Source organism: Pseudoalteromonas sp. MEBiC 03485, from assembly GCF_004195145.1.
In the GTDB taxonomy this organism is placed as follows: Bacteria; Pseudomonadota; Gammaproteobacteria; order Enterobacterales; family Alteromonadaceae; genus Pseudoalteromonas; species Pseudoalteromonas apostichopi.
This window is the reverse complement of the sequence record NZ_SGBT01000001.1, coordinates 2,845,611-2,866,958: the sequence shown is the minus strand read 5'-3', so window position 1 is coordinate 2,866,958 and position 21,348 is coordinate 2,845,611. Positions and strand designations below refer to the sequence as shown.

At 41.5% G+C, this 21,348-nt stretch carries 21 protein-coding genes; 19 read left to right on the top strand and 2 right to left on the bottom strand.

Annotated features, from left to right (window positions below):
* Positions 1-92: 92 nt before the first annotated feature.
* The 14 genes from yceD to EVU92_RS13150 all read left to right on the top strand — a co-directional run bounded on the left by yceD (position 93) and on the right by EVU92_RS13150 (position 11,792).
* Positions 93-617: a 23S rRNA accumulation protein YceD gene (yceD, locus tag EVU92_RS13215; RefSeq protein WP_130051614.1), complete on the top strand. Its 525-nt coding sequence runs from the start codon at positions 93-95 to the stop codon at positions 615-617.
* Between the two features lie 10 nt (positions 618-627).
* On the top strand, positions 628-798 hold the full coding sequence (gene rpmF, locus EVU92_RS13210) for a 50S ribosomal protein L32 (RefSeq protein WP_036967969.1): 171 nt from the start codon (positions 628-630) through the stop codon (positions 796-798).
* Positions 799-809: 11 nt separating this feature from the next.
* Positions 810-1,838 carry a phosphate acyltransferase PlsX gene (gene plsX / locus EVU92_RS13205; RefSeq protein WP_054554712.1) on the top strand — a complete coding sequence of 343 codons (1,029 nt, stop codon included), beginning with the start codon at positions 810-812 and terminating at the stop codon, positions 1,836-1,838.
* Positions 1,839-1,908: 70 nt separating this feature from the next.
* Positions 1,909-2,835 carry an ACP S-malonyltransferase gene (gene fabD, locus EVU92_RS13200; protein ID WP_130051613.1) on the top strand — a complete coding sequence of 309 codons (927 nt, stop codon included), beginning with the start codon at positions 1,909-1,911 and terminating at the stop codon, positions 2,833-2,835.
* A gap of 11 nt (positions 2,836-2,846) precedes the next feature.
* On the top strand, positions 2,847-3,593 hold the full coding sequence (gene fabG, locus EVU92_RS13195; RefSeq protein WP_130051612.1) for a 3-oxoacyl-ACP reductase FabG: 747 nt from the start codon (positions 2,847-2,849) through the stop codon (positions 3,591-3,593).
* Between the two features lie 238 nt (positions 3,594-3,831).
* Positions 3,832-4,068 carry an acyl carrier protein gene (acpP, locus tag EVU92_RS13190; RefSeq protein WP_016707440.1) on the top strand — a complete coding sequence of 79 codons (237 nt, stop codon included), beginning with the start codon at positions 3,832-3,834 and terminating at the stop codon, positions 4,066-4,068.
* Between the two features lie 117 nt (positions 4,069-4,185).
* Positions 4,186-5,424, top strand: a complete 1,239-nt coding sequence (gene fabF, locus EVU92_RS13185) for a beta-ketoacyl-ACP synthase II (RefSeq protein WP_054554715.1) — start codon at positions 4,186-4,188, stop codon at positions 5,422-5,424.
* Between the two features lie 57 nt (positions 5,425-5,481).
* The gene (gene pabC / locus EVU92_RS13180; RefSeq protein ID WP_130051611.1) at positions 5,482-6,294 is read left to right on the top strand and encodes an aminodeoxychorismate lyase; all 813 of its coding nucleotides are present in this window, start codon (positions 5,482-5,484) and stop codon (positions 6,292-6,294) included.
* The gene (gene mltG / locus EVU92_RS13175) at positions 6,291-7,268 is read left to right on the top strand and encodes an endolytic transglycosylase MltG (RefSeq protein WP_130051610.1); all 978 of its coding nucleotides are present in this window, start codon (positions 6,291-6,293) and stop codon (positions 7,266-7,268) included. Before pabC ends, mltG begins: the two co-directional genes overlap by 4 nt.
* A gap of 18 nt (positions 7,269-7,286) precedes the next feature.
* A complete protein-coding gene (tmk, locus tag EVU92_RS13170; protein ID WP_130051609.1) occupies positions 7,287-7,913 on the top strand; it encodes a dTMP kinase in 627 nt (208 codons plus the stop codon).
* Position 7,914: 1 nt separating this feature from the next.
* Positions 7,915-8,808 carry a DNA polymerase III subunit gene (locus EVU92_RS13165; RefSeq protein WP_130051608.1) on the top strand — a complete coding sequence of 298 codons (894 nt, stop codon included), beginning with the start codon at positions 7,915-7,917 and terminating at the stop codon, positions 8,806-8,808.
* Positions 8,809-8,816: 8 nt separating this feature from the next.
* A complete protein-coding gene (locus EVU92_RS13160) occupies positions 8,817-9,143 on the top strand; it encodes a PilZ domain-containing protein (protein WP_054554720.1) in 327 nt (108 codons plus the stop codon).
* A 13-nt stretch (positions 9,144-9,156) separates the two neighbouring features.
* Positions 9,157-9,936, top strand: a complete 780-nt coding sequence (locus tag EVU92_RS13155; protein WP_130051607.1) for a YchF/TatD family DNA exonuclease — start codon at positions 9,157-9,159, stop codon at positions 9,934-9,936.
* A gap of 35 nt (positions 9,937-9,971) precedes the next feature.
* Entirely contained in the window at positions 9,972-11,792 is a 1,821-nt protein-coding gene (locus EVU92_RS13150) for an alkaline phosphatase D family protein (RefSeq protein ID WP_130052295.1), read from the top strand.
* Here EVU92_RS13150 and EVU92_RS13145 read toward each other — a convergent pair.
* Both EVU92_RS13145 and rsmF read right to left on the bottom strand, forming a co-directional pair.
* A complete protein-coding gene (locus EVU92_RS13145; RefSeq protein ID WP_130051606.1) occupies positions 11,789-12,604 on the bottom strand; it encodes a polysaccharide deacetylase family protein in 816 nt (271 codons plus the stop codon). The genes EVU92_RS13150 and EVU92_RS13145 overlap by 4 nt on opposite strands.
* Before the next feature lie 310 nt (positions 12,605-12,914).
* Positions 12,915-14,354 (bottom strand): 16S rRNA (cytosine(1407)-C(5))-methyltransferase RsmF, encoded by a 1,440-nt coding sequence (gene rsmF, locus EVU92_RS13140; RefSeq protein ID WP_130051605.1) that lies wholly within the window; start codon positions 14,352-14,354, stop codon positions 12,915-12,917.
* A 281-nt stretch (positions 14,355-14,635) separates the two neighbouring features.
* Here rsmF and EVU92_RS13135 point away from each other — a divergent pair, with 281 nt between their 5' ends.
* The 5 genes from EVU92_RS13135 (at position 14,636) to prpF (ending at position 21,331) form a co-directional block, all read left to right on the top strand.
* On the top strand, positions 14,636-15,340 hold the full coding sequence (locus EVU92_RS13135; protein WP_130051604.1) for a GntR family transcriptional regulator: 705 nt from the start codon (positions 14,636-14,638) through the stop codon (positions 15,338-15,340).
* 84 nt (positions 15,341-15,424) lie between these two features.
* Positions 15,425-16,300 carry a methylisocitrate lyase gene (gene prpB / locus EVU92_RS13130; RefSeq protein WP_130051603.1) on the top strand — a complete coding sequence of 292 codons (876 nt, stop codon included), beginning with the start codon at positions 15,425-15,427 and terminating at the stop codon, positions 16,298-16,300.
* 24 nt (positions 16,301-16,324) lie between these two features.
* Positions 16,325-17,449: a 2-methylcitrate synthase gene (prpC, locus tag EVU92_RS13125; protein ID WP_130051602.1), complete on the top strand. Its 1,125-nt coding sequence runs from the start codon at positions 16,325-16,327 to the stop codon at positions 17,447-17,449.
* A 117-nt stretch (positions 17,450-17,566) separates the two neighbouring features.
* Positions 17,567-20,158: a Fe/S-dependent 2-methylisocitrate dehydratase AcnD gene (gene acnD, locus EVU92_RS13120; RefSeq protein WP_130051601.1), complete on the top strand. Its 2,592-nt coding sequence runs from the start codon at positions 17,567-17,569 to the stop codon at positions 20,156-20,158.
* A 3-nt stretch (positions 20,159-20,161) separates the two neighbouring features.
* Positions 20,162-21,331, top strand: a complete 1,170-nt coding sequence (gene prpF, locus EVU92_RS13115; RefSeq protein WP_130051600.1) for a 2-methylaconitate cis-trans isomerase PrpF — start codon at positions 20,162-20,164, stop codon at positions 21,329-21,331.
* The last annotated feature ends 17 nt before the right edge of the window (positions 21,332-21,348 follow it).

Sequence of the window (21,348 nt, the reverse complement as noted above, 5' to 3'; positions counted from 1 at the left end):
ATCCGAAAACAAAGCAGAAGATCGTTAAAAACCTATCAAAATTGGTTTTTTACTTTGACTAACTTACTAACTATCTATATGATGCAGCCCCTATGCAAAAGGTGAAAATTCCCATCACTCTTCATCCCAGCAAAGCAGCTCAACATCGTTTAACGTATGACGGTATTGTCCCGCTTGAAAAACTTTCTCGTTTAGAGCAAGTTGTGCAGGAAGAAGTAGGTGAAATAGCGGTAAAGATTCATTGCAAAATTGATGAGCAAGGTTTAGTGGTAATAAGTGGAAACTTATCAACACATGTAACTGTAACTTGTCAACGCTGTAATGGTGAATTAGGGTTGGATTTGGATCAAGACTTTGTGTATTCGCCAGTTGGTTTGGATGCAGAGTCAGATCATCTTCCTGAAGGCTACGATGAAGTAGAACTGGACGAAAACGGTGAAATCAACGTATTTGAGTTAATCGAAGACGAATTGATTTTAGCGATTCCAATAGTGCCTACACACAACGAAGCTTCGTGCAGTTATTCATCAGAGCCTACTAGCTTTGGTAAATTAGCAGCAAAAGATGACAAACCAAATCCATTTGATATTTTGAAACAACTTAAGAAAGATTCTTAGGAGAAGACTAATGGCTGTACAAAAAAGCAAAAAGTCTCGTGCAAGACGCGGCATGCGCCGTTCACACGATGCGATCAGTGGTCCAACTTTAACTGTAGATCAAGTTTCTGGTGAGACTCACCGTCGTCACCACGTAACTGCTGACGGTTACTACAAAGGCGTTAAAGTAATTTCTAACTAAGAGATTGCTATATGCTGACCAATCTAACCATAGCGTTAGATATGATGGGGGGCGATTACGGCCCCCGTTCATCTATCCCCGCTGCCGTGCAAGCGGTAAATGCTAATACCAACTTAAGACTCATCTTATGTGGTAATCAGCAAGTTATTCTAAAAGAACTCGAAGCACTCGATTCTGTTTCGCACCCTCGTTTAATTATTCGTCATTGTAGCGAAGTCGTGACAAATGCGTGTGAACCTGCTTCAGCGGTTCGTTCTAAAAAAGATTCATCAATGCGAGTTGCCCTCGATTTAGTCAAGTCGGGTGAAGCGCAAGCGTGTGTAAGTTCTGGAAATACAGGCGCGTTATTTTTTATGGCGCATTACGTATTAAAGATGCTTCCAGGCGTAAAACGTCCTGCATTAATCTCTGCCGTTCCAACCGAACGTAAAAACCCAGTCTATTTACTTGATTTAGGTGCTAATGTGCATTGTGATGCACAAACTCTTTATCAATTTGGCATTATGGGTTCTGTGGTAGCAGGGCAGGCTCTTGGCTGTGATAACCCAAGAGTTAGTTTATTGAATATTGGCTCTGAAGACATCAAAGGGCATGAAGGAATAAAACAAGCTGCACAGTTAATGCAGCAGTGTGAATATCTCAACTACACTGGTTACAGTGAAGGTAGTGATATTTTCAGCGGAAAAGCCGATGTTATTGTGTGCGAAGGATTTGTAGGTAATGTGGCATTAAAAACCTGTGAAGGTATTGCCAAACTGATCATGCACAAACTCACCAAAGCCTTACACAAACATTTCTTATACAAAAGTTTAGCGTTTTTATTACGTCCGGTGATAAAAAAACTCTACAAGCGGGTGAACCCCGACCAGTATAACGGCGCAAGTCTGGTAGGATTGCGCGGTATTGTTGTTAAAAGCCATGGCAATGCCTCACCGAAGGCGTTTCATGCAGCTATTGATGAAGCCGCGCGGGAAGTCGAACGCCAACTCCCTGAAAAAATCGCTGCGATTTTTGAGCAAACACATCCAACAACAAAGTAGTGCAGCATATCTAAAACTTGTTATGCTGCCTGCTACAGAATATTTTTTTGTTTAATTATAAGAGCAAAGTATGGCACATAAAATTGCACTCGTATTTCCAGGTCAAGGCTCACAAACTGTGGGCATGTTATCTGAACTATTAGCTGATTCACAGATTGCTAAAACAACATTCGCTGAAGCATCTGAAGCTCTTGGCTATGATCTAGCTGCACTTGTACTAAATGGTCCAGAAGAAGAATTAAATCAAACCCATCGTACACAACCAGCACTTTTAACTGCTAGTGTAGCTATTTACCGTCAATGGTTAGACGCAAACCCTGATGCCGATGTTGTGATGGCCGGTCACAGTTTAGGTGAGTATTCAGCATTAGTTTGTGCTGGCGTTGTAAGCTTAAGCGAAGCCGTTAAACTAGTTGAAAATCGTGGTTTATACATGCAAGAAGCAGTACCTGCGGGTGTTGGTTCTATGGCTGCAATCATCGGCTTAGGTGACGACGAAATTAAAGCAGCGTGTGAAGCATCAGCAAATGGCGAAGTTGTTTCACCAGTAAACTACAACTCACCAGGACAGGTTGTTATTGCCGGCCATAAAGCGGCAGTTGAGCGTGCATCAGAAGCATGTAAAGAAGCAGGTGCTAAACGTGCTTTACCACTTGCAGTAAGCGTACCTTCTCACTGTGAACTAATGAAACCAGCTGCTGAGAAATTAGCTGCTGATTTAGCTGCTTTAACATTTAATACACCTAAGTGTGATGTAATCAACAACGTTGATGTAAAAGCAGAGCAATCAAGTGAAGCAATTAAAGATGCATTAGTACGTCAACTATACAGCCCAGTTCGCTGGACTGAAACAGTACAAGCATTAGTTGCGCAAGGTATCACACAAAGCTATGAGTTTGGCCCTGGTAAAGTACTAACGGGTCTTGCAAAACGAATTGATAAAGCAATGGTATGTGCTGCGGTTAATACGCAAGCTGCTATTGATGAAGCGAAATAAGTAGGAATAGAATGACAAATTTATTTTCTCTTGAGGGCAAGGTTGTCCTAATCACTGGTGCAAGCCGTGGTATTGGTAAAGCGATTGCAAACACGCTAGTTGCACAAGGTGCAAAAGTAGCGGGTACAGCAACAAGTGAATCAGGTGCTGCTAAAATCAGTGAATACCTAGGTGACAACGGTAAAGGTTATGCTCTTAACGTTACAGATCCTGAATCGATTGAGGCGACACTTGCTGCGATCAAGGCTGATTTAGGTGATATCGATGTATTAGTTAACAATGCAGGTATCACTCGCGATAACTTATTAATGCGTATGAAAGACGGTGAGTGGGATGACATCATCGACACTAACCTAAGCTCAATTTTCCGTTTATCTAAGGCTGTTTTACGCCCTATGATGAAAAAGAAAAATGGCCGTATCATTAATATCGGTTCTGTAGTGGGCACTATGGGTAATGCGGGGCAAGCTAACTATGCTGCAGCGAAAGCGGGTGTAATTGGTTTTACTAAGTCATTAGCACGCGAAGTTGCATCACGTGGCATCACTGTAAACGTTGTTGCACCTGGTTTTATCCAAACAGATATGACAGATGAGCTGACTGAAGACCAAAAAGCGGCTACGCTTGCAAATGTACCTGCAGGACGTTTAGGTCAACCTGATGAAATTGCTGCTGCGGTATGTTATTTAGCATCTGACGCTGCTGCGTATGTTTCAGGCGAAACATTGCACGTAAATGGCGCGATGTACATGGTCTAATGAAAGTTGGCAGAAATTTGCTAACGAAAGATTATCGAAAATTGTTGAATTTTTTGTGATCTTGCTTTAAACATACTTGAATTCGCTATGAAAATAAGCGATAAATGAACAAATACTATTCGAGAGGTTTGACCAGATAAGTAATTATCAGCAAATCCTTGAATCACAGAATTATGCGGCGTAAACTACGCCGCAATCTGAAAATAACGCATTGGCGTTTTTAATAAAGGAAAGAAGAATGAGCGACATCCAAGAACGCGTAAAGAAAATTATCATTGAGCAACTAGGTGTTAAAGAAGAAGAAGTAAAACATGAAGCTTCTTTCGTTGATGACCTAGGTGCTGATTCACTTGACACAGTAGAACTAGTAATGGCTCTTGAAGAAGAATTCGACACTGAGATCCCAGACGAAGAAGCTGAAAAGATCACTACAGTTCAAGCTGCAATCGATTACGTTACAGCTCACGCTGAGTAATTTTACGCATTTTGATTTTAAGGGCAGCATTAAGCTGCCCTTAGTCTATCTGAAGAATGATACTAATAAATTTGGTATACACCCCACCTAAAATAATTTCCTTATTGGAGGCAACCCGTGGCTAAACGTCGAGTCGTCGTAACTGGCTTAGGAATGTTGACACCGCTAGGTAATGATGTTGAATCTACTTGGCAAGGTTTGTTAAACGGTAAAAGTGGTATTCAAACTATCACGCATTTCGATACCTCAAGTTTCGGCACCAAATTCGCAGGTTTGCTGAATGACTTTGATGCATCAGCATACATGTCACCGAAAGATGCAAAGAAAATGGATTTGTTTATCCAATATGGCATTGCAGCGGGTGTACAAGCACTACAAGATTCTGGTCTAGAGATCACTGAAGAAAACGCCACCCGTGTTGGTGTAGCAGTGGGTTCTGGCATCGGTGGTTTAACTTTAATTGAAGAAAACCACATTAAACTATTAAATAGCGGCCCGCGAAAGCTTTCTCCGTTCTACGTGCCTTCGACCATTATCAATATGATCTCTGGTCATTTATCGATTATGCACGGCTTACGTGGTCCAAATATTTCAATCGTTACAGCCTGTACTACAGGTCTACATAACATTGGTCATGCTGCGCGTATGATTGCATACGGCGATGCAGATGCAATGGTAGCCGGTGGTGCTGAAAAAGCATCGACACCAATTGGTATGGGTGGCTTTAATGCAGCACGTGCATTATCAACCCGTAACGATGATCCACAAGCAGCATCACGCCCTTGGGATAAAGACCGTGACGGTTTTGTTCTTGCTGATGGTGCAGGTGTTATCGTACTGGAAGAATATGAGCATGCTAAAGCACGTGGCGCGAAAATCTACGCTGAGCTCGTTGGTTTTGGTATGAGTGGTGATGCATATCACATGACATCTCCACCTGAAGACGGTGCAGGCGCAGCACTGGCGATGGAAAATGCCCTAAACGATGCACAAGTTAATGCAGACCAAGTTGGCTACATTAATGCTCACGGAACATCGACTAATGCAGGCGATAAGGCAGAAACATCAGCCGTTAAAACTATTTTTGGTGATGCGGCTAAAGATGTGATGGTAAGTTCATCGAAATCAATGATGGGTCACTTGTTAGGTGCTGCTGGCTCGGTAGAGTCGATCATTACTATCTTGTCACTTGTTGATCAGAAAGTAAGCCCTACAATCAACCTTGATAACCCAGATGAAGGCTGTGATTTAGACTATGTACCGCACACTGCACGAGACGCTAAATTGGATTACGCTCTATGTAATTCATTTGGTTTTGGTGGTACTAATGGCTCGTTGCTGTTTAAAAAGGTATAATTCTTTTTAACAACGGACTAAAAAGAAGAGCCCAGTTGTTTGACTGGGCTTTTTTGTATGAATAAATTAAAACAAACAATAAAAATAACCACACCAGATACCAGTATAAGCACGCAAGATCGTGGCTTAAATTATGGTGACGGCTTTTTTACCACAGCCTCTGTGGTGAATTCTGTCGTTGAGCACTGGGATTTACACAAAGCGCGATTAGAAGAATGCGCGCAAAGGCTATTTTTCCCCGAGTTAGATTTACCTGCAATCGAGCGTAGGGTTAACCACGCAATCAGTGAAACGCAAGCGGGTATTTTAAAAGTAGTTATCACCCGAGGTGCAGGTGGGCGTGGTTATGGCTTACCAGATACACCAAGTATCCAAGTGCTGATCAGTGTAATGCCTGCAGTTTCACACTATAAAAGTTGGCAGCAGCAGGGCGTAAGCCTAGCAGTTAGCGACGTTAAACTTGCACATCAACCTTTACTTGCAGGCTTAAAAACATTGAACCGTTTAGAGCAAGTACTTATCAAAAGACAAATGAACACCCTTGAGTGTGATGACGTTGTTGTACTTGATTATGATAACAATGTGATTGAGTGCTCGGCTGCAAATATTTTTGCCATTAAAGACGGTCAAGTTATGTCACCTAAGTTAAACCGCTGCGGTATCACTGGGGTTTATCTCAGCGCTTTATGTGATAAGTTAGCCATTGAATTTAAAGCAATCCAACTAGATGAGCTTTTAGCTATGGATGCCGTATTTATGTGTAATAGTTTAATGGGCGTGGTTCCCGTTTCACGGATTACTGATACAGAATTTGATATTGAACGCAGTAAAGCGCTATTAACGGCGCAGTTTGCCAAGGAGAATGTGTGATAAAAGTCATTGTTAGCGTGCTGTTATTAGCATTGCTATGCTGTGGTATTGGCTATCAACAGCTTCAATCAGCAATGAAAATGCCGTTAAAGGTTGAAAACAGTACTTTATTTAAAGTAGAACGTGGTACTGGGTTCAATCAACTTTGCCAAGCATGGCAAGCAAAACAGTGGGTTGATAGCTGCTTTAAATTTCAGGTGCTCGCTAAATTAGATCCTACGCTTACTGATCTAAAAGCGGGTCTTTATGAACTTGATACAAGCGCTGTGATTGATAATATCCGCCGCATTAATCAAGGTGCACAAGTAAGCTTTAGCTTCACAATTATTGAAGGACAGCCTCTTCGTGACGTCGTTGCTAATATCCAAAAGCAAGTGCATTTAACACATGACTTAGATACAAAAAATTTAGCGACGCAGATAAGTAACACGCAAAAAAATTTAGAAGGCTGGTTGTTCCCTGATACCTATCACTACCACAGTGGAGATAGTGCCAGCGGCTTATTAAAACGTGCTTATAGTAAAATGCAGCAGGAACTAGAATCTGCGTGGCAAAATAGAGCATCAGATTTAGTGTTAAGCTCACCTTATGAAGCTCTAATACTTGCTTCTATAATTGAAAAAGAAACCGGTTTAGCCAGTGAACGGCCATTAATTTCTGCAGTTTTTACCAATCGTTTAAAAACAAATATGCGCTTACAAACAGATCCCACTGTTATCTATGGCATTGGTGCTGATTTTGATGGCGATATCAAACGCAAAGATTTAACGACGTATACACCGTATAACACTTATAAAATAAAAGGCTTGCCGCCAACACCGATTGCTATGCCTTCGAAAGCGGCGTTGCTTGCAGCGGTTAATCCACCACAGTCTGAATTTATATATTTTGTTGCGAAAGGTGATGGCAGCCATCAATTTTCGAAAACATTGCAAGAACATAATCGTGCGGTAAAGCAGTACCAATTAAACTAACAACCAGAATTGAGTCATATGACAGCAAAATTTATTGTGATTGAAGGCCTTGAAGGGGCCGGAAAATCAACGGCCATTGCCGTATGCCAAGCTTATTTAGAAAACAAGCAAGTCGATTTTATTAATGTGCGTGAGCCTGGCGGTACAGCTATGGCTGAAGAGCTGCGTAATATCGTAAAACAGGCTCACCAAGAAACGGTTACAGGCGAAACTGAGTTATTAATCATGTATGCAGCACGCTCGCAATTAGTTGCTAATGTTATTAATCCGGCACTTGAAAAGGGCACTTGGGTGTTAGGTGATCGCCATGATCTTTCATCACAAGCATATCAAGGTGGTGGCCGTGGTATTGAACAAACTAAACTCTCTTTTTTAGCTGATATGGTGCTAAATGGTTTAAAGCCTGATTTAACCATTTATTTAGACATTGACCCTGCAGTTGGGCTTGCTCGTGCAAAAGGCCGTGGTGAGCTTGATCGTATTGAACAAGAAGCATTAGGCTTTTTTGAGCGCACGCGAGAACGTTACCTTGAAATTGCAAGCACTGACAACAGCATCAAAACAGTGGATGCTAATAAAACAATGCCTGAAGTGCATGCGGCAATTACAAAGGTGCTTGATAACTTTTTTGCAGGTTTAAGCTAATATGCATTTGCCATGGCTTGAAGGCCTTTATAAGCAGCTAGCGCAAAGCTTTGCACAGCAACGCTTTCATCATGCACAATTATTTAATGGTGATAAAGGTGTAGGCAAACAACGTTTAGTCGATTCGCTTGCCGATGGCTTACTATGTGCGTCACCTGTAAACTTAAAAGCCTGTGGTAATTGCAAAAGTTGTCAACTGAATCAAGCGGGTACCCATCCAGATAAACGTGTTGTTAAAGTAGAGGGGCAGACGATAGGGGTTGATGAAATTCGTTTAATAAGTGATTTTATCAATCATTCAGCCGCTCAAAACGGTAATAAAGTTGTGGTACTTGAACAATGTCACAAAATGACCACTGCAGCGGCTAACGCCTTATTAAAAACTCTTGAAGAGCCTAGTATACGCCGCTATTTATTATTAACGTGTGAGCAAACGGCATTATTACCAGCAACTATTTTAAGTCGCTGTGCAGTTCATGAAATAAAAGTTAACCCAGAATATACAACACAATGGTTAGCTCTTTTAAATATCCCTAATTATTCATGGTTAGAATTATTCGCTAGGCAACCACTGCTTGTTGAGCAGTGGCAAAATGATAATCAACTTGAGGCAATCGATTCACTTTTTAAATTTGCAACTGAGATAAAAGACAGCCATAATTTCAGTGCGTTAGTCGACATCCTTAATAAAGACCATAGCTTGGTTAATGTATTTGCGTTATTTTTAACAGAGCATCTCAAGACGCAATTGGTGTTAGGAATGGACTTTTTCAATTATCAGAAAGCACAATCTGCAATCTCAGAGTTTCTTTATAATAGCTCACATGTGCTTGGCTTGAATATGGAACTAGCCATTTCGCAACTAGCGTTTACTTTACGGGAAAGCCAAAATTAGGAAGTATCGTGCAAGAATTATTAGTAGATATTGAAGACTTAGAAGAATTATATCGCTGTTACATGCCTTATTTAAAAAATGGTGGTTTATTTGTTCGCACTAATATGCGTTTTGAAATGGGCCATTCATTAGCTCTAAAAGTCACCTTACCAGATGCACTAGAAGATGATGTAGTAACGGGGAAAGTTGCTTGGATAACACCACAAGGTGCACAAAGCTCAAACCCACCAGGTATCGGTGTTAACTTTATCGATGATAAAACCAATTTGAATGCTAAAATCGAAAAACTACTCGGTACTATGTTAAACTCAGGCAATCCGACCTATACCATGTAATAAAAGTAGTACCATGATTGTAGATTCTCATTGCCATTTAGATCGCCTAGATTTCGATAAACTCGACCTAAACTTAGACCAAGTACTTGATAACGCCCGCGCAAAGAAAGTTGAACACTTCTTGTGTGTCAGTGTGACCTTAGATCAATTCCCAAGTATGCTGGATAAAATACAAAACTATCCAGATGTTTCTGCATCATGTGGTGTTCATCCACTTGATCAAAAAGACGCACTGGATAAACAAAAGCTCATCGACCTAGCTAGTCACGACAAAGTAGTAGCAATTGGTGAAACTGGGCTTGATTACTATTACTCAAAAGACACACATATTGTTCAGCAAGAAAGTTTTGTTGGTCATATTGACGTTGCTAATGAGCTTAATAAGCCACTAATTATCCATACTCGTGATGCCAGAGAAGACACCATCAATTTAATGCGCGCTCACAATGCGGAAAACTGTGGTGGTGTATTGCATTGCTTTACAGAAAACTGGGAAATGGCCAAAAAAGCCATTGATATGGGCTTTTATATTTCGATTTCGGGCATTGTTACATTTAAAAATGCCGTAGAGTTAAAAGACGTTGTAAAGCAAATTCCGCTAGATCGCTTACTAATCGAAACAGACTCACCGTATTTAGCACCTGTGCCATATCGTGGTAAAACAAATCAACCAGCCTATGTTGAAGATGTCGCTTACTACATTGCCGAGTTAAAAGGGCTTACTTTTAACGAATTAGCTGAAGCAACAACCAACAACTTTTACTCGTTGTTCAATCAAGCTAAAAGGGCGTAATAGTGTACGGCGTATCGAATTTACCTCAGTTAGTAATGGGGCCAATGGTACGCCGAGCAGATGCAGGGCGAGTGTGCTTTCAATTTGTTACATCTAGGCCTTGCCAATACCGAATAGAGTTTAGCGGTGTTGAGACATTCTCGAATTTAGAGTCAATCCAATTAGGGCTCCATCTTCACTTAAATTTTATCAATGTAATGCCCGCCAGCGGCCAGTTTGCAGTTGATTCACTGATCTACTATTCGTTACATGATGAAGATAAAAGCCTTGATTTGTCGTCTTTCTGCTATGAACGAGCAGAATCTCCTGCATTTGTGATCCCAAATAGACTCGATAGAATTCTGCATGGCTCGTGTCGTAACCCTCATCACCCTGCAAAAGACAGCCTTGTTGCTGCAGATAATTGGCAAAATGATCAGCGCCATTCACTTAATGCAGGTGCAGACCTATTATTGTTATCTGGCGACCAAATATATGCGGATGATGTAGCCGGGCCAATGCTGCTCGCGATCGAAAAAGTGATTAGCCTATTTGGTGTGTTTCAAGAGCCAGCGCTTGATTTAGATTTACCAGCAGGATTTGAGCAGCAACTTTACCAGCGCCATTTACACTTACCCAAAGTGCCTTGGCAGAAACGGAGCAAATTTGGTGTTGGTTATTGGCTTAAAAAAGATGAGCCACACTTCTCAAGCTTAAAAGCAGAAAACCACTTAATTCATTTTCAAGAATTTATAGCGCTTTATTTATTAAACTTCAGCGCTGTTACTTGGCAGCTAATTGATTTTGAATCAATTGAATGCCCAGCATTAGCCCCTAAATACGCAAATCTTTTTAAACTCGAAAAGGACGCACTGGTTGGCTTTGCAAAGGGTCTTCAAAGCGTTGAAAGGTTATTCGCCAATGTGTCGACATTAATGATGTTTGACGATCATGATGTCACCGATGATTGGAACTTAACCGCGGGTTGGGAGCAAGCTATTTATCAGCACCCATCTAGCCGTCGCATTGTAAATAATGGCCTAATTAGTTATTGGTTAATGCAGGGGATTGGTAATGACGCAGGTGATAACTCGCTGTCATTATTACCCAGTTTTAAACAAAGCCTGCAGCAACAGAGCTGGAATTTTAAAGACTTTGATAAGCTAATACTCAATTTTAACCATTGGCATTACGAGCTTAATACCATTCCTAAAGTTGTAGTACTCGATACCCGAACGCACCGATGGCGTAATGAACAAAATTTCAATGAGCCATCAGGTTTACTTGATTGGGAAAGGCTCACTGAATTAGAAGAAAGCTTATTGTCTCACGATAAAGTGATTATCGTATCTCCAGCTCCGGTATTCGGTGTTAAATCGATTGAAGCAATCCAAGCGATTTTTAATTTTTGCGGACAGCCATTGTTGGTTGATGTTGAAAACTGGATGGCTCACGAAGGATCGGCAAAAAAATTGCTCGATACATTTCGCCGTGAAGATACACCAAAGGAAACCTTGATCCTCTCTGGTGATGTACATTACTCATTTTGCTTTTCAGTGCAAAAGCGCTTTGGTAAACATAAAAACCGTATTTGGCAGTTGACTGCCAGTGGCATTAAAAATGAATTTCCTCGTAAGCTTATTAATATCCTCGATAAGCTAGACTCAATTTTGTATGCCCCGAAAAGCCCACTTAACTTTTTTACTAAACGTTGGCAGATGGAAGTTGATAAACATCAAACCATAGGAGAAGGGCAAAAGTATTTGGTCAGTAATGCGGCTATCAGCTTAATTGAGCTCAACGATGGTTTACTCGCTAAATATGAACTGATCCACGCTGACAACCAAATTACTGAATTCGATTTAAACGATAATTAATCGAATGCTTTGCGGTTAGCCTCAACATAGTCGGCAACATTACTTACCGTATCTAACCAAAAACCATTTTTAGGGTCTTGTAGATAAACAATAAGCTGCTCTAGTACTTTACTGTCGGTGGTGTACTGATCTCGCTTACCTATATTATGGCCTGCAAGAATGATCCAGCTATTGTTGCTTCGGTGTTGCTCTATGGTTTTTTTGATCTCAGCGAATGTTTGCCCATCAATGGGTAAACTAGTTAACTGCGAAAAGTCAGTAAAGTTTGGATTATTCGCTGTTTCATCAAGCCAAGTTCTACCGGTTTTAAAATGCTTGGCTATTAATGGGACATAGCTTCTTGTATTGGCACCACGCCCAACAAAAGTATTTCCACAAGGGTACGCAAAAGCGGTTGGTGTCACGTTAAGTGTGGCTTTTATGTAATCCTGTCCTTTAAGGATATCCTGCTCAATTTCTTTTAATGTAACTTGTTCAAGTGATACGCCGAGTTCACGAAGCCATTCAAAGTTACCCGTACACAAATGGCTTGCCGTATGATTAGCAATTTCGTGACCTGTTTTAACTGCCATTTGCCACTTTTCAACACGTTCTTTTACGTTAAAAGGAGATACATAAAATGTCGCTTTTACTTGGTACTTGTTTAAAAGCGCTAAACCGGTATCGACTTGGCTATGTCTTGCATCATCAAAAGTGATACTGACGGCATTTTTAGCCTTATTAGGGTAGTCAAAGCCTAGGTAGTCACTGCTTTTTGCCAGAGTTTGGCTGCTTATTAAAAGTGGTAGTACGACGCACAGGGGTTTAAGCATAATCAATCCTTTATCATTGTTTTTACAATGAAATCAAAAAGGGTGATGCTTTACTATGCGACTTTTGAATAAAAAACGCCCAGAACGAATCCGCATTGTTCTGGGCTTAGGGGGTGGCTCGTGCGAGCCTGCGCTAACTATAAAAAAACACCTTCTAAATTCAGTAGGGAGAAGTAGAAAGTACTTTTAAGTGTAGTTAATCAGCAGGAAATTGCACGGTAAATGTACAAATTTTATACTAGTTTAAAATCAGTCTGTTACGGCTTTTTACCTAAATTAGTACCTTATTTATACAGTCATTATGCGCAACTTATACCCAAGTTATCAACTGAGCATTTTGGACTAAATCACGAGGTAGTGAGTTTTTAATTTTATTCTTTTGCCACTTGCCAAGGCCTACAGGGCATCCACATAACATTAAGATCACTTCACCATTATCTTGGGTTGGTTTTTCGAGTCGAATATCTTTACCGTTAAAGTAATCGTTTGCTTGTGCTTGTGTCATCTCAAAGGTGTTTTTATCGCATTTTTGTCCAAATACAGTGGCAAATTCATGAGCTAAGCGAACTCCGCCTTTGTGAATAACACCAAGCTGGATCCCTAATCGGGAGTATTTAATTTTATCTTGCAGTTCATTAAAGCGATCAGGGAATAACCAAAGCTCTTTATCACGTTGCATTAAATTCCCTGGTAGTGATTTTAGACCGAACTGTTTTTTAATTGTTTGCATAAACGCTTGGCTTTGCTTTTTATCAAACTCAGCAAACGGAAATGCGCCTTTTTTAACTTTTTGATTTGGGTTATCGCTTGACGCTATTTTCTTAAATTTAGCGATGAAGAAACCTTCACTGTCGTAAGTTTGCGGCCAAACATGCAAATAACCTTCGCTGGTTGTTGCTTTCTCTGCACCATCAAAAAGGCTATCAAGCGATTGTACTTCGATGCAATCAGGAAATTCTGCTAATAGATACTCGCACACTTGTTGGTTTTCAAGTGGTGTTAAAGTACAGGTCGAATAAACTAATGTGCCGCCAGGTTTTAAGGCATAAAAGGCACTTTTGATAAGGGCTTTTTGTACAGCAGCAATATCAATATTAGACTCGATTGACCAATTCTTTAGGGCATCTGCATCTTTACGAACCGTGCCTTCACCTGAACACGGGGCGTCTAGCAAAATACTGTCGAAGCACTCATACATGTAATCCCCGAATATCACACCGTCAAAATGTGATAAAGCACAATTACCTACGCCCATACGTTTGAGGGTTGCTGCTAATACTTTTAAGCGTGACGATGACAACTCATTGGCCACTAACACGCCATTATTATCCATCATGGCAGCGATTTGTGATGTTTTCGAGCCCGGAGCTGAAGCCATATCAAGTACAGCATCGCTTTGTTTAACTTCAGCTCTCAGTGCAACCGGCGGCAGCATTGAGCTGGCTTCTTGCACATACATAGCGCCACTTAAGTGTAAATCGGTATTACCGATTGCAAGGGCCGCTTCTTCGTCACTTGGACGTGTTAGCCAGAAGCCTTCTTCGCACCATGGGATCGCTGTTAACTCCCATCCTTTATTGGCACATTGATGCTGAAATTCTGCGACTGACATTTTTAATGTATTTACGCGTACAGATCGTCTAAGTGGGCGTCGACAGGCTGCAATAAAGTCGTCTAATGATAAATGTTCAGGAAGGTAGCTTTTAACATCATCAATAAATGAGTCAGGGATATAAGTATTAGCGTCCACTAAATGGCTCTCACGTCACGTAATAATTGGTAGATCATACCATTTATAGCGCTTTCATGGGATATTTTTAGCTTGTTCAGGTTAATATTGAAGTGTCGACAAATTGGCAATATAAATGTTGTTTATAGCCATTATTTTTGACAAATATCATTTTATGTCGACATTTTGGTGGTTTTTTAGTCTGTTTTGCTGATCTCGAGGTTGACACTTTTCATGTTAGAGCGCATAGTGAACTTACAAATTGTCGACAATCCTAATTTAGTACTTTGATAGACTTATTTATGACAGAGCAAAAAGCCAACGATAACTACAACGATATCACGATCACAACTGCATCAGACCAAGTGTTTGTCGACATGCGTCGTGAAATTGTACAAGGCACCATTGAGCAGGGTAGCAAAATTTCTGAGCCAGAATTAGCGAAACGCTATGGTGTAAGTCGTGCCACCTTAAGAGAGGCATTAAATCGTTTAGAAAGCTGTTATTTAGTGGAGCGTAAAGCGAATGTCGGTTGTCGTGTTGTAGCACTGACTGCTGAGCGTTTAATCGAAGTATATCAGGTACGTAGTGCCCTAGAAGGGTTGGCTTGTCGGTTAGCTGCCGACAACATGGAACCTGAAGAAGTGCAGGGTTTAAAGCAGTTATTGAACCAGCATTTACAAACACAGCGTGTAAAAGAAGGTGAATCATACTACCAAGAAGCGGGCGACCTTGATTTTCATTATCGCATTATTAAAGGCTCTAAAAACGCGCACCTAATTCATCTTTTATGTAATGAGTTGTACCAGTTAATTCGTATGTACCGTGTACAAATGGGTATGGTTGGGCCACGTGTATCAAAAGCATTTGATGAACACTTGGCAATTATCAATGCTATTGAAAACCATGACGGGGAATTAGCAGAAATGCTTATGAAGCGCCACATAAGTGCGTCTCAGGCAAATATTCAGACTAAGTTTGACTTACTAGCAGCAAAAAAACAGTAGTGCAGTCGTTAAACAGTCATAATTTAGATTTAAAAATTAGAGTCAGCCAAAGAGCTGAAACCGTTCAAAGATAGGAGTTATCCAATGTCAGCAGGATTAAAGTTCAAACAGGCAATCGCAAACAATAAGCCACTACAAGTGGTTGGCACCGTCAATGCGTACTGCGCAATGATGGCAGAAAAAACAGGTCACCAAGCACTTTACCTCTCAGGTGCAGGTGTTGCTAACGCATCATACGGCATGCCAGATTTAGGTATGACTAGCTTAGATAATGTACTTGAAGATATTCGTCGAATTACCAGCGCTACCGACTTACCACTTCTAGTTGATGCTGATACAGGCTGGGGTGGTGCATTTAATATTGCACGCACAGTGAAAGAAATGACTAAGGCAGGTGCTGCAGGTTTCCATATTGAAGACCAAGTTGCACAAAAACGTTGTGGTCATCGCCCTAATAAAGAAATCGTGTCAAAAGATGAAATGGTTGACCGTATTAAAGCTGCGGTAGATGCGAAAACAGATAGCGATTTTTACATCATGGCACGTACTGATGCATTCCAAAAAGAAGGTTTAAATGCAGCCATTGACCGCGCTGCCGCATGTGTTGAAGCAGGTGCCGACGCAATCTTTGCAGAAGCTGTGCATGATTTAGCCGACTACCAAGCATTTGCAAAAGCGTTAAATGTTCCAATTCTTGCGAACATCACTGAGTTTGGCCAGACACCGCTATATACAGCAGAGCAATTAAGCGAAGTGGGTGTTGAAATTGTACTTTATCCACTTAGTGCATTTAGAGCTATGAACAAAGCTGCACTTAATGTGTATTCGTCTATTCTTAGCGAAGGCTCGCAACAAAGCCAAGTAGACAACATGCAAACACGTGCGGAATTATATGAGTTTTTAGATTATCACTCATATGAAAACACACTCGATAACCTTTTCTCAGCTAAAAAATCATAACGACAACATATAAGGAGAACACTCATGGTAGATAAAGCATTAGGCGGCGCAGGTTTACGTGGTCAGGTAGCAGGTGAAACAGCACTGTGTACAGTAGGTAAATCAGGTTCAGGTTTAACATATTGTGGTTATGATATTAGCGAATTAGCAGAGAAAGCACAGTTTGAAGAAGTATCTTTTTTACTGTCGCGTGGTGAATTACCAACAGAGTCTGAGCTTACAGAATATAAAGCAAAGCTAAAATCACTACGTGGTTTACCAGATGCACTAAAAACAGTGCTTGAGAACATTCCTAAAGACGCGCATCCAATGGATGTAATGCGTACTGGTTGTTCAATGCTAGGTAACCTAGAAATGGAGCATGATTTCTCTGAGGCGAATGATGCGATTGACCGCCTAGTTGCCGTATTCCCAAGTATTATTTGTTATTGGTATCGCTTTAGCCATGACGGCGTTCGCATTGAAACTGAGACTGATGATGATTCGGTAGGCGCACATTTCTTAAATTTATTGCACGATAAAGCGCCATCGGCATTATTTGAGCAAGTAATGAATGTCTCATTAATTCTATACGCAGAGCATGAGTTCAATGCATCGACATTTACTGCGCGTGTGTGTGCATCAACATTATCAGATATTCACTCTTGTGTAACGGGGGCTATTGGTAGCTTACGTGGTCCATTACATGGTGGTGCGAACGAAGCGGCTATGGATATGATTGAAGGCTTTACAAGTGCAGATCAAGCTGAAGAGGCGCTAATGGGTATGCTTGAGCGTAAAGACAAGATTATGGGCTTTGGTCACGCTATTTACCGTGAATCAGATCCACGTAACGTGATCATCAAAAAATGGTCTGAAAAACTGGCTGCCGAAGTGGGTGATGATGTTCTCTATCCTGTCTCTGTTCGCTGTGAAGAAGTTATGTGGCGTGAAAAGAAATTATTCTGTAATGCTGATTTCTTCCATGCATCTGCGTATCACTTCATGGGTATTCCAACTAAGTTATTTACGCCAATTTTCGTGATGAGTCGTGTAACTGGTTGGACTGCACACGTGAAAGAGCAACGTGCTAATAACCGTATTATTCGCCCAAGTGCTGATTATACGGGACCAGAAGCGCGAAGCTATACGCCAATTTCAGAGCGCTAATCGTTAATTAAATCAGTGATAGGGGTAGCTTAGCTGCCCCTTTATGAAGGGGCGTAAGAATAATAAAAATAATCAGCCCACCTTTATTCACCGTCACCAAGTACAAGTAGAATCATCATGAATACAAATTTTAGAAAACCATTAGCAGGGACTGGGGTCGATTATTTTGATACTCGAGCTGCTGTTGATGCAATTAAACCGGGCAGCTATGCCACACTTCCTTATACATCACGTGTCCTTGCCGAAAACTTAGTGCGTCGTTGTGAACCTGAAATGCTTAATGATGCACTTTCGCAATTGATTGAAAGAAAACGTGATTTAGACTTTCCATGGTTTCCTGCACGCGTAGTATGTCACGATATCTTAGGTCAAACAGCGTTAGTTGATTTAGCCGGCCTTCGTGATGCGATTGCTGCAAAAGGGGGAGATCCTGCAAAAGTAAATCCTGTGGTACCAACTCAGTTAATTGTTGATCATTCATTAGCTGTTGAACACGCAGGTTTTGAGCCAGATGCCTTCGAAAAAAACCGTGCTATTGAAGACCGTCGGAACGATGACCGATTCCACTTTATTAATTGGACGAAAACAGCATTTAAAAATATTGATGTGATACCGCCGGGTAACGGCATTATGCATCAAATTAATTTAGAGAAAATGTCGCCTGTGATCCAAAAACGTGACGGTGTGGCTTTCCCAGATACACTGGTTGGTACAGATAGCCATACACCAATGGTGGATGCACTAGGTGTTATTGCAGTCGGTGTAGGTGGTCTTGAAGCTGAAAGCGTGATGCTTGGCCGCGCATCTTACATGCGTTTACCTGATATTGTGGGGGTTGAGCTGACAGGTAAACCACAACCGGGTATTACTGCAACCGATATTGTATTAGCGATCACCGAATTTTTACGCAATGAAAAAGTCGTTTCGACCTATCTTGAATTTTATGGTGAAGGTGCCGAGGCACTGACACTGGGTGATAGAGCAACTATCTCAAATATGACACCAGAGTTTGGTGCAACTGCTGCGATGTTCTACATCGATGACAATACGCTTGATTACTTACGTTTGACTGGCCGTGAAGAAGAGCAAGTTAAGCTAGTCGAAATCTATGCAAAAGAAACTGGTCTTTGGAGTGATAGTCTAAAAACGGCAGAATATGAGCGTGTATTAACCTTTGATTTGTCATCTGTAGGTCGAAATATTGCGGGTCCATCTAATCCACATCGCCGTGTTGCAACCAGCGAACTTGATAAAGCGGGTATTACTGGTGTTGTTGAAAATGAAGAAGGCTTAATGCCTGATGGCGCGTGTATTATCGCAGCAATCACAAGTTGTACGAATACAAGTAACCCACGCAACGTTATTGCTGCAGGTTTACTTGCACGTAATGCCAACGCCAAAGGTTTAACCCGTAAGCCATGGGTTAAAACATCACTGGCACCGGGCTCTAAAGCGGTGAAATCTTACCTAGAAGAAGCTAATTTGTTACCTGAGCTTGAGCAACTTGGCTTTGGTATTGTTGCCTTTGCATGTACGACGTGTAACGGCATGAGCGGTGCGCTAGATCCAAAAATTCAGCAAGAAGTAATTGACCGTGACTTATACGCAACAGCTGTACTTTCGGGTAACCGTAATTTTGATGGTCGTATTCATCCATATGCAAAACAAGCATTCTTAGCTTCACCTCCACTGGTTGTTGCTTATGCCATTGCTGGTACTATTCGTTTTGATATCGAAAAAGATGTATTAGGGCATGATCAGGAAGGTAACGAAATTCGCCTAATGGATTTATGGCCAAGCGATGAAGAAATTGATGCAGTGATCAAACAAAGTGTTAAACCTGAACAGTTTAAAAAGGTTTATGAGCCAATGTTCGACTTAAGTGTTGATTATGGCGAAGACAACGATCCGCTTTATCAATGGCGTCCACAAAGTACTTATATTCGTCGACCACCATATTGGGAGGGGGCGTTAGCAGGTGAGCGTTCTCTTACTGATATGCGTGCATTAGCCGTACTAGGCGACAACATCACCACTGACCACTTATCGCCTTCAAATGCGATTTTAGCGTCAAGTGCTGCTGGTGAGTACCTAGCTAAAATGGGCCTTCCTGAAGAAGATTTTAACTCGTATGCTACTCACCGAGGCGACCATTTAACAGCGCAACGCGCTACATTCGCCAACCCTAAGTTACTGAATGAAATGGTTAAAGAGAATGGTGAAGTAAAGCAAGGTTCATACGCTCGCATTGAACCAGAAGGTAAAGTGACTCGTATGTGGGAAGCAATCGAAACCTACATGCAGCGTAAACAACCGCTTATCATTGTGGCAGGTGCCGATTATGGCCAAGGCTCATCACGTGACTGGGCAGCTAAAGGTGTACGCCTTGCAGGTGTTCAAGTTATTGCAGCCGAAGGTTTTGAACGTATTCACCGCACTAACCTGATTGGTATGGGCGTATTACCGCTAGAATTTAAAGCCGGCACGACACGAACTACATTAGGTATTGATGGTAGTGAGACCTTTAGCGTGAAAGGTGAGCCAACACCTGGAGCTACGCTTACACTTGTTATTACACGTTCTAACGGTGAAACTGAAGAAGTACCTATGACTTGTCGTTTAGATACCGCTGAAGAAGTATCAATCTATTCAGCAGGGGGCGTGCTGCAACGTTTCGCGCAGGATTTCTTAGAATCTGAGGAGCACTAAACTATGACGTTTAAACCACAAATAAAGGTGCCAGCAACCTATATGCGTGGCGGTACCAGTAAAGGGGTGTTCTTTAACTTAACTGATTTACCTGAGCCTGCCCAAGTGGCAGGTGAAGCACGCGACAACTTGTTATTACGTGTGATTGGTAGCCCTGATCCTTACCAAAAACAAACTGACGGTATGGGTGGTGCAACCTCAAGTACGAGCAAAACTGTAATTTTATCGAAAAGTGATAAACCTAACCACGATGTTGATTATTTATTTGGTCAAGTTGCTATCGATAGAGCGTTCGTTGATTGGAGTGGTAACTGCGGTAATTTAACCTCAGCAGTAGGGGCTTTTGCAGTATCTAATGGTCTTGTAGATGCCAGTAAAATTCCTGAAAATGGCATTGTTGAAGTTAAAGTATGGCAAGTCAATATAAGTAAAACCATAATAGTACATGTGCCAATTACCAATGGCGAAGTACAAGAAACCGGTGATTTTGAGCTTGATGGCGTGACATTTCCTGCTGCAGAAGTAAAACTTGAATTTATGGACCCAGCAGACGGTGAAGGCGCATTATTTCCAACAGGTAATTTAGTTGATGAACTTGAAGTTCCGGGTATTGGTATGTTGTCTGCGACGATGATCAATGCGGGTATCCCAACTGTGTTCATAAACGCCAGTGAAGTTGGCTATGATGGTACAGAGCTGCAAGAAGCAATAAACGGTGATGCATCGGCACTTGAAAAGTTAGAAACGATTCGCGCCTACGGGGCGTTGAAAATGGGGCTAATTTCTCATCTTGATGAAGCTAAAGCTCGCCAACATACACCAAAAGTAGCATGGGTTGCACCGGCAAAAACCTATCATGCATCAAGCGGTAAAGTTGTCAGTGATACTGATATTGATTTAGTGGTACGCGCTATGTCGATGGGTAAATTGCACCATGCCATGATGGGCACGGCTGCTGTTGCAATAGGTACCGCTGCTGCCATTCCTGGTACCTTGGTGAACCTTGCTGCAGGTGGTGGTGAGCGTCAGGAGGTAAACTTTGGTCACCCTTCTGGCACATTAAAAGTGGGTGCTGCTGCAACACTTGTTGATGGTAATTGGCAAGTTACCAAAGCAAGTATGAGTCGAAGTGCTCGAGTGCTTATGGAAGGGTGGGTTAGAGTGCCGCAATAGAGCACAATACTTTCAAA

Bases quoted from the DNA above. Each gene is read 5' to 3' on its own strand.
- yceD (WP_130051614.1), top strand. From the start codon at position 93: ATGCAAAAGGTGAAAATTCCCATCACTCTTCATCCCAGCAAAGCAGCT.
- rpmF (WP_036967969.1), top strand. From the start codon at position 628: ATGGCTGTACAAAAAAGCAAAAAGTCTCGTGCAAGACGCGGCATGCGC.
- plsX (WP_054554712.1), top strand. From the start codon at position 810: ATGCTGACCAATCTAACCATAGCGTTAGATATGATGGGGGGCGATTAC.
- fabD (WP_130051613.1), top strand. From the start codon at position 1,909: ATGGCACATAAAATTGCACTCGTATTTCCAGGTCAAGGCTCACAAACT.
- fabG (WP_130051612.1), top strand. From the start codon at position 2,847: ATGACAAATTTATTTTCTCTTGAGGGCAAGGTTGTCCTAATCACTGGT.
- acpP (WP_016707440.1), top strand. From the start codon at position 3,832: ATGAGCGACATCCAAGAACGCGTAAAGAAAATTATCATTGAGCAACTA.
- pabC (WP_130051611.1), top strand. From the start codon at position 5,482: ATGAATAAATTAAAACAAACAATAAAAATAACCACACCAGATACCAGT.
- tmk (WP_130051609.1), top strand. From the start codon at position 7,287: ATGACAGCAAAATTTATTGTGATTGAAGGCCTTGAAGGGGCCGGAAAA.
- EVU92_RS13165 (WP_130051608.1), top strand. From the start codon at position 7,915: ATGCATTTGCCATGGCTTGAAGGCCTTTATAAGCAGCTAGCGCAAAGC.
- EVU92_RS13155 (WP_130051607.1), top strand. From the start codon at position 9,157: ATGATTGTAGATTCTCATTGCCATTTAGATCGCCTAGATTTCGATAAA.
- EVU92_RS13150 (WP_130052295.1), top strand. From the start codon at position 9,972: ATGGGGCCAATGGTACGCCGAGCAGATGCAGGGCGAGTGTGCTTTCAA.
- EVU92_RS13145 (WP_130051606.1), bottom strand. From the start codon at position 12,604: ATGCTTAAACCCCTGTGCGTCGTACTACCACTTTTAATAAGCAGCCAA.
- EVU92_RS13135 (WP_130051604.1), top strand. From the start codon at position 14,636: ATGACAGAGCAAAAAGCCAACGATAACTACAACGATATCACGATCACA.
- prpB (WP_130051603.1), top strand. From the start codon at position 15,425: ATGTCAGCAGGATTAAAGTTCAAACAGGCAATCGCAAACAATAAGCCA.
- prpC (WP_130051602.1), top strand. From the start codon at position 16,325: ATGGTAGATAAAGCATTAGGCGGCGCAGGTTTACGTGGTCAGGTAGCA.
- acnD (WP_130051601.1), top strand. From the start codon at position 17,567: ATGAATACAAATTTTAGAAAACCATTAGCAGGGACTGGGGTCGATTAT.
- prpF (WP_130051600.1), top strand. From the start codon at position 20,162: ATGACGTTTAAACCACAAATAAAGGTGCCAGCAACCTATATGCGTGGC.